Source organism: Pseudoalteromonas denitrificans DSM 6059 (assembly GCF_900112265.1).
Lineage (GTDB): Bacteria > Pseudomonadota > Gammaproteobacteria > Enterobacterales > Alteromonadaceae > Pseudoalteromonas > Pseudoalteromonas denitrificans.
On sequence record NZ_FOLO01000035.1, the window covers coordinates 43,185 to 51,962 of the forward strand.

General features: G+C 36.8%; 4 protein-coding genes. All 4 read left to right on the top strand.

Translation table 11 applies throughout. The features are described 5' to 3' along the window. The first annotated feature begins 157 nt into the window (after positions 1–157). The 4 genes from BM088_RS18010 to BM088_RS18025 all read left to right on the top strand — a co-directional run bounded on the left by BM088_RS18010 (position 158) and on the right by BM088_RS18025 (position 8,614). Positions 158–2,548: a phage tail-collar fiber domain-containing protein gene (locus BM088_RS18010; RefSeq protein WP_177208094.1), complete on the top strand. Its 2,391-nt coding sequence runs from the start codon at positions 158–160 to the stop codon at positions 2,546–2,548. A gap of 585 nt (positions 2,549–3,133) precedes the next feature. Then, a complete protein-coding gene (locus tag BM088_RS18015) occupies positions 3,134–6,097 on the top strand; it encodes a phage tail-collar fiber domain-containing protein (RefSeq protein WP_091987762.1) in 2,964 nt (987 codons plus the stop codon). Positions 6,098–6,101: 4 nt separating this feature from the next. Next, positions 6,102–6,764, top strand: a complete 663-nt coding sequence (locus BM088_RS18020; protein ID WP_091987765.1) for a hypothetical protein — start codon at positions 6,102–6,104, stop codon at positions 6,762–6,764. A gap of 863 nt (positions 6,765–7,627) precedes the next feature. Then, positions 7,628–8,614, top strand: coding sequence for a phage tail protein (locus tag BM088_RS18025; RefSeq protein WP_091987768.1), 987 nt, complete (start codon positions 7,628–7,630; stop codon positions 8,612–8,614). The last annotated feature ends 164 nt before the right edge of the window (positions 8,615–8,778 follow it).

Here is an 8,778-nt window from a genome sequence, read left to right on the forward strand (position 1 = left end):
ACCTGATTTAACACTTAATGCTTTGAATATGTTATGTCGTTTACAAAAAACTAAATCTCCCAAAATAAAACATTACAAACTGACTTCTTACACGATAGTGAGACTTCTATAACACATTAACCTCAATAAAAATAATCAGCGATAAGGAAATACCGTGGTGACTAAAAATGAATCACTTTGGCTTAAAAGTGGCCAAGAAGGTGAAAATAAAGCAAGAGCACTTAATTTAGCAGTAGAATTTACCCGCATTGAAGTGGGTGATGCCAATGGCACGACGCCCGTATTAGACGTTAATTTAACGCAACTGATTAACAAAGTACAAGATGGCAATTTAATATCACATCAGGTTGACTTAAACGATAAAAACCAACGTATTATTAATATGGCGATACCGCCTACTGCCAACTTTAATGCCGTTGAAGTTTTGTTATATGCTAAATATGGCAATACCGAATTCCCCCATACTTATTTTAAATTAGCATCTCCTTTTGCAGCGCGTACCATAGAAAATGGCGGCAGTCAGGCAGAGTTAAAATATACGGTACGTACCAGCGAATATACGGATTTTACAGTTTCAGTCGTGCCTGAGTTTTCTTATGTGACAAATATCGCATTAAAAGAAAATAATGCGCAAATAGCAAAAGATTACCAAGGGCTACAAAATGGGAGTATTCCAGCTCCTAAAGGAGCTGTTTTTAATACGCAAGCTTCACAATTAACGGGTCCAATTAAAATAAAACTGCCTCAGTCTTGGTCATCAACTATGTTGGGCTTTAATGTAAATGTGTATGAATTTAATACAGATCATAGTTTTCAGCTGGCGGTGAGTGGTTATAACTATAGAAACTCATCATCATGGTTAAATTGCAGTGCTTTTGTTTCAAGTGGTAGTAGAACTTATAAAGTGAGATTTGGTCATGACGGTGATACATGCTGCGTTTATATAGGAGAAGATAATGAAAGCTGGCGTTTTGTTCAATTAAACATTACAGACTTAGTAACTGGCTATAGCAGCTATGAAGCAAGTTTATGGGATGAAAATTGGTCTATTTCTGTAGGTGGACAACTTGCTGAAAATATAACTTCCACTCTCATCGCTGATGCACCTTATAGTGCTGAAAATAAACCTAATGCTGAAGATATAGGTGCATTATCTACAAAAGGTGGGGTGCTTGATAATGGCGACAATACCACACTAACTATTAAATCAAATGATAATGGAATGTCTAAGTTAGAATTATTAGGTGATAACCAAGGAACAGGATTGATTTACCTCGGGCAAAGTACACAAGTTGGGGGTGGCATTGCGTACAACGGGGATGCCTCACCATCAACGCAAACGGGGCAAGATTTTTTAACACTATATAGAACGATTGGCGGCGCAAGGCATTGGACAGCAAGAAATTCAGTAGAAAATAACCATTGGATATTTAGAGATAATATTTATGCTAAAGGTGGAAAAGAAGTTTATCACGAAGGTAGCTCTGAGGTTGCAAAACAAGTATTTAAAACTAGCAATACAACAAATCAATTAAATAAATGGACAAAGATCGGAACTGTAACATTACCGTTCCGATATAACGGCGCAACCGCAGTTCTGCAAACCATCTCAACTTATGAGGGATCAGGTGAAATTTATCATGAAACATTAGAAATTGGTATTAAACAACAAAATCCATTTGGTAATGATCCAAAAGTTTTTTTAAAGCAATCAAGAACCGGCGATACAAACTATCAATTTTGTTATCAAATCGTTAAAAACACACCAACAACAACAGTAGATCTTTTTATTAGGTTGACGGAGGGATATTCTTGTTGTCAAGGTTGGGTTGTAAATCAGGGAGGAAATGAATTAATAACATTCCTAAGTGAGCAGCCATTTTTAGACGATTTACCTTCGGGAGCCGTATTAGCCGAAAAGATTCATTTATACAGTGATGAAAACAAACCAACCCCCACCGCCATTGGCGCTTTGCCTACCGACGGTACTGGCATTATTAGAAAGAACAGCAATGGTGATATTTTAAGATTAGAAGCGTCTCCTGATTCTGAAAATGATATTAGTTTATATATGGGAAATTCAGGGTCTGGTTATCGATTCACTTACCATGGGACAGGTGCTGGAAATTTAAATGACTTGACATTATCTTATTCAAATAAAACGCTATTTAGAAGTCATCTTGATGGAATAGTTAACTTTCCAGAAGGGCTAAAATTAAAAGACCAAACAGTTGCTACACAAGCTGATGTAGACACCCAAACTGGCACTTTTGAAGTTGCACAAAATGAAACGGCTAAAACCAAAGGTACTTTACATATTTTTACCAAACATGCCGCGCTTAAAATACCAGAAGATTCCGGCAATAAGTTTGAATTTATAGTAGATGATACTGTTGATTTAACTGCTGGAGAATGTCAATTATTAGCCCCCACAGGGAAACAAATTTATTTAGGCAAGGTTTTAGCGGATAAATTTAATATTAAAGATGTTGGTGTTATTTACACTGTTTATAAAAACCACACTGGTATCTGGAAAGTTTTGGTCTAAATGAATCTAAATAAGCCCAAGTGAGTCTAAAAGAGCTTAAGTCAAGGAAAAGTTAGGGGCAGATGAAAGTGAACAAGGCATAAAGCAAGCTCTAATTTTTTCTCTGTATTCTCTGTATTCTCTGTATTCTCGGTGGTTGATTTTTTAGTTGAGTCATTTTTACCACAGAGGACAGCGAGCTCACAGAGAAGATAAAACACCAAGAAAAGATAGAAGCAAGTATAAAGTAGTCAGTTTATTGCTTTTCCTCAGTGTAGCGATTTGCTTTTCTCTGTGCAGTGCGAAGCACCTCTGTGCTCTCAGTGGTGAAAATTTACAAAAGCAGGACTCACCACAGAGGACAGCGAGCTCACAGAGAAGATAAAACACCGAGAAAAGATAGAAGCAAGTATAAAGTAGTCAGTTTATTGCTTTTCCTCAGTGTAGTGATTTGCTTTTCTCTGTGCAGTGCGAAGCACCTCTGTGCTCTCAGTGGTGATTATTCTCTGCATAACGTTTTAATTTCACATTAATAAAAACCTCAATCAAACAAGTTCATCAATAAAACAAATACCTCAATCAAACAAAGACCGATAAGGAAATAACGTGATCACTAAAAATGAATCACTTTGGCTCACCAGTGGCCAAGAAGGCGAAAATAAAGCAAGAGCGCTCAATTTAGCGGTTGAATTTACCCGTATAGAAGTGGGTGATGCCAACGGCACAACGCCCGCATTAAATTTAGCATCAACACAACTTATCAATAAAGTGCAAGACGGTGAATTGCTGTCTCATCAATTAGACCCAAATGATAAAAACCAACGTATTATCAATATGGTTATATCGCCTAAAGCTAATTTTAACGCCATTGAAATCTTGTTATATGCCAAATATGGCAATACCGAATTTCCCCATACTTACTTTAGGCTAGCCTCACCTTTTGCGGCGCGCACCATAGAAAATGGTGGCAGTCAGGCTAAATTAAAGTACACCATACGTACCAGTCAATATACCGACTTTAATGTTTCTTTAGTGCCAGAAATTACTTATGTCACAGATAAAGCATTAGAAACTAAAACCCAAAATATATCGGCCATGACAAAAGCTGAATTTTTTGCTTTAGCCGAACAAAGAAAAAGCAACAGTGCTGGTAGTGGTTTTAGTGAATGGGGAAAGCATTTTGATGTGAGCACAACAGCAGTCGCTATAAATGAAGGTTTATGGACGCATCATCAGGATATTGGAACTGGTAAATCTGAGGTTTTACACCTTGGAAGACGTTTATTAGACAGTAAAGGCATATCTACAAGTGAATATCCCGTTGTTATTGTCAATGGCATTGAGCTTATGTTAAAAGCAATGGAAAGGTTAATTGCTGGAAGAACTGATTATTCACCTAGTATTGTTGAATTCCCACCAGCGCCCGATGGGTTAGATAAAACTGATGGCTCAGGTCGATTTAATGATTTAGCTGAAGCAATCGCTTCGGGTGGGAATGCATTAAATAAATCAGTTTTATCACGCCAAGATTATGTGTTTTTAGAAGTGTGGCATGAAAAAATTAGCGATAAAAATATCGTATACCCGTTGGGCAATGTGCAATATGCTGATAATCAGCTTTTATATTCTAATCAAAGTGAAAGTCAGGGATCTAATCAAGCAATAACACTTAAAAAAGATTTAGTCGCACAAGGCTATAGTGCTTTTGGTTCATGGGATAAAAAGACACTAGGTTATGGTGCTAAATGGTCTGATTTAACAGTCAATGAACAAATAAATTTTAAACAAAACCCTGCAAATAATATATATCTAGATAATAACGAACTGGTACAAGTACGTTATCGTATTCGTGTATTACAAGGCCTAGGTGATAACTGGTATTTACCAGATACAAAACACAATGAAAATAGTGCGCTCAATTATAATCAAAATGCATATATAAATGCACAAGGAAGCCATTTAATTGCTAACGACTTTACTCAGACGCACTCAAATTTTTTATTATTAACGGGCAATGATGCTTGGCACAAAAATGTCAGTAAACAAAAAGGCCTAGCTGTTACTTCTAATCATTTTGAATATGCACATAACAGCATGTGTTATGCATTGCCTATTGCACTCGTTCAGCGGCGAAATCAGGGAGCACAACATCCGGTATATAACCCAAGTGGATGCCGAGTTATTTGGTGGCATGATGCTAGTGGTGCAAGTAAATGGTGGTTAGAGAAAACATATAAATTAACATCAGCTTCAGAATGTTTTGATGTGGGTGGCAGCCCAGCTAGTAGTAAAGTATATATTAATAGTGGTGCAATTATTCATAAGCAAGGTTGGGATAATGGTCGTCCAGATAATAAAGCCTTTGATGCAATTTATGCCAGTGATGTAAAAGATTTACGTATGTCTTCAAACAAAGTATCTAAAGCAGATATTAATGAGAGATATAAGCGAAAAGCAGTCGCTGGCATGGTAAGAGGATTTGAAGCTGTACCTTTTACAAGATTTCCAGCTTTAACAGTGGCTAACTTTTCTCAAAGTGGTTGGACAAATGCGATATTTTCAAATCATAATACTGTTGGAAATACAGTTTCAATTCATAGACATTCAATGCATAAAAGTACTCGACCCCTAGTTGGAGATTATGTCTTTGGAGGAAAGCGTTATCATAAATGTGTATATTCAATTGAAAATTATCATACAATAGAGTTTGAAGTAACTAAGGAAGAGGAACCTGACTTAGTAACATATTTAAGAGCTGAAATCGCAGCTGCGAGACCACTTCGTTTTGTATTAGAAACTAAAAAAAGTCACAAACAGGCACAACCAACTTGGACTGATATTATAGGTACTCCTGATAATTTAGCTTTAGCATTTCCTGATGGTATAGAAGGTCGATGGATCCCTGAGCTACCAGATGGTACAAATAAAGCCTACAAATTAAGTCGAAAATGTACCATTTATCATAAAAAAGAAATTTCAGATGATAAAGGTTTAAGCTGGAGGGCTTCAGGCCAAGAAAGTTTTTTAAATACAATTAAGAATACATATGACTGGGCACCCACTTCAGATACGATAATTTTACACCACTATCAAACGCCAGCGCATTTTACTGATAATGTTAATAATGCTGAAATCTTAGAGCTAGGAAATATTTTTGCATCGAATGCCGAGCATATTGAGTGGGGGGCTTTATTAGTGAGTTCATTGACAGGTAAAGTGCCTACCTCAAACAGCTATAATTATGCGATTGAATCAAAATTAAATAACGTAGGTATAAAGCCAAAAGATGGTCAACTATATTCTTTTTGGACTTCTAATAATAAACACTCTTCAATTGAGTTACCAAGCAATATTACAGGTGTAAAAACATTTAATTATCTCACAGAAAATAATGGTTTATTTAGCTTGAATCATGTTTATAAAGAAATGAAACATAATGGCACTTCGTGGGGGGATGATAATAAATTTCAAATAGTAGATAAGCAATCAAGCATGACAGACGACAATGGCGAAACCGTATTATTTGGCACTGCGGGCTTTGATTCACAATACTTTGCTTGGGAGGAGTAAAAAAATGGACTTAAGTTTATTTCAAACAGAAAACCAAAATAGCGAATTAACTTTTAAAACCAGACCTAATACTAAGTCGATTGAAGACTTACAGCGTGTGCTTAGCCTTAATAAACCTGAGCCTGTTGTGAAGGCGTTTGCTAATTTAGTGGCTTTAGAACAAGTTTGGCGCTGGTGGGATGACTACATTATAAACTGTCATGATATTGCGCTGGTCCAAAATGATAATATTGATAATGCAACAAAAATAGCCAATATTGAGGGTAATGTAGATGACTTAAGTGAGGCTAAGGTGAAAGGTGAGATTAAGGTGAAAAGTGAGCTTCAGGTAAAGAGCAAAGCGATACCAGATGAAATTTCACCTTGCCCAGCTTTAAAAACTCCAGAACAAGTTTTAGCGAATACACTGGGTTATAAAACTTGGTTAAAAGCACAAGGTGTCAAAATTAATGACTTGTCATTATCGGTTGATGAAACAAACCAAAATGGCATTGCTGCTGTTTTAAAAGGCATAGAGCTGGCTAAAAAACATAGCCAAAATATATTCCCAATCAACTTTAATGCGCAAACACCTAAAGGCAATCAAACGATTAGTTTTAAAAATCAAGATGAGTTTGAGTTATTTGCTTTGCAATTTATGAAAGAGCGCCAAAGCTTTTTTAATTAAAACACCTCAGTGCAGTGCGAAGCACCTTTGTCAACTCAGTGGTTGAATTGATTTAGTCCAAGAGATTTTTTTACCACAAAGCGCACTGAGTACACTGAGCTTCAAACACCGAGAAAAGATTATAAGACCTAGTTCATTCTCTATTTCTCAGTGCAGTGCGAAGCACCTTTGTGAACTCTGTGGTTGAATTGATTTTAGTTCAAGAGATTTTTCACCACAGAGGGCACCGAGTACACTGAGGTTCAAACACCGAGAAAAGATAAAAGATTATAAACCTCATTTCTTTTTTATTTCTCAGTGCAGTGCGAAGCACCTTTGTCAACTCTGTGGTTGAATTGTTTTAGTCTAAGTGATTTTTCACCACAGCGCGCACAGTGTACACCAGATTAAAACACCGAAAAAAGATTATAAGACCTAGTTTATTCTCTATTTCTCAGTGTAGTGCGAAGCACCTTTGTGAACTCCGTGGTTGAATTGATTTTAGTCCAAGAGATTTTTACCACAGAGGGCACCGAGTACACTGAGGTTCAAACACCGAGAAAATATAAAAGATTATAAACCTCATTTCTTTTTTATTTCTCAGTGCAGTGCGAAGCACCTTTGTGAACTTGGTGGTTGAATTGATTTTAGTTCAAGATATTTTTCACCACAGAGGGCATCGTGTACACTGAGGTTCAAACACCGAAAAAAGATTATAAGACCTAGTTCATTCTCTATTTCTCAGTGCAGTGCGTTAATTTCTTTCAACCGTCGCATTTTTACAATAAACCTTTCAATCAAAAATACAAATACCGCTCAATTGCTGTCTATTGCCTCAACTCAGTGTGCCATAGCAGGTAAACTGACTCTAAAATAGGATCCCTATGACAATATTACCGCCTAGCGCAAAACCACTTGTTCATACGCTTGAAAATATCAACCAAATGCCGCTGAGCATAGATACTGCAATAGGGAAGTTGCAAACGTTAAAATCAGACCCTTCAGAAAATCTATTACATTGGTTAGTTTGGGAATATGGTCTTGAAGCGATTTTACCTTATAGCCATGATTTAAAAAAAGTACTTAAAGATGGCCTAAGCTGGCAAAGAATTCGTGGCACACCGAACAGTTTAAATTTAGCCTTAGGGTGGATAGATTTAAATAATGTCACCATAGAAGCTGAGCCCCCAGGCAGGCACTTTTATGAATACCAGCTGGAAACAGGCAAAATTCCAGGGGATAAAGATGTATCTCGTGTTTTAAATTTAGCAAAGTTGTCGGCACCAACACGCTCAAAACTAGCGCGTTTATATCATAATTATGATGTGCGAAAGCTTGATTTATCATATGGCAAATTTGGTCAGTTTTTATCTGATTATTCGGGTACTTATTTTTATGATGGTGAATTTACCGCAAGCAAAGTCAGCTTTGCACGGGATCACAGTGTTCATTTAACTTATAAAGATACCCGTTCTGGTAATGGCAACGACAATGACAACGGCAATGAAAATTCCAATACAAATATTGAAGTCTCTCATAATCGACAAAGAAGCCTATCGCATTCATATCTTAAAAAACACATACTCAGCCAATTTATTTTTGGTGACTGCTTAAATACGGGTTTTGCCAGTAATACGATTAATAATCGCAGCCATACAGCATCCCTATTATTAGGTGCCAGAACTTGGCTTGGTAGCTGGAGCGATGTGTCTTGGTTAAATGCCCGTTATGGGGTTGTAGGTATTAATGCAAGTTATAGCCGAAGCATAGGTGGATTAAAAGTCAGTGCTGCGAATACGGGCACATTAATGATTAATAATACTGAGCTTGAAAGTGTCTTACCTTTAACTGAATTGCCTGAAAATAAATAGCCTTCAAGTGAATAATTAGGCGGTAATAGGTGACAAGCAATAAGGTGAAGATAGTAAGTTACGGAACACAGCTTTCCTCTGTGTTGCGAAGCGTCTTTGTGCTCTCGGTGGTTGAATTTTTTAGTTTGAGTATTTTCTACCACAGAGGGCACCGAGCTCACCGA

What these genes read in the sequence shown, in the direction of transcription:
- BM088_RS18020 (WP_091987765.1), top strand. Translation starts at nt 6,102, where the DNA reads ATGGACTTAAGTTTATTTCAAACAGAAAACCAAAATAGCGAATTAACT.
- BM088_RS18025 (WP_091987768.1), top strand. Translation starts at nt 7,628, where the DNA reads ATGACAATATTACCGCCTAGCGCAAAACCACTTGTTCATACGCTTGAA.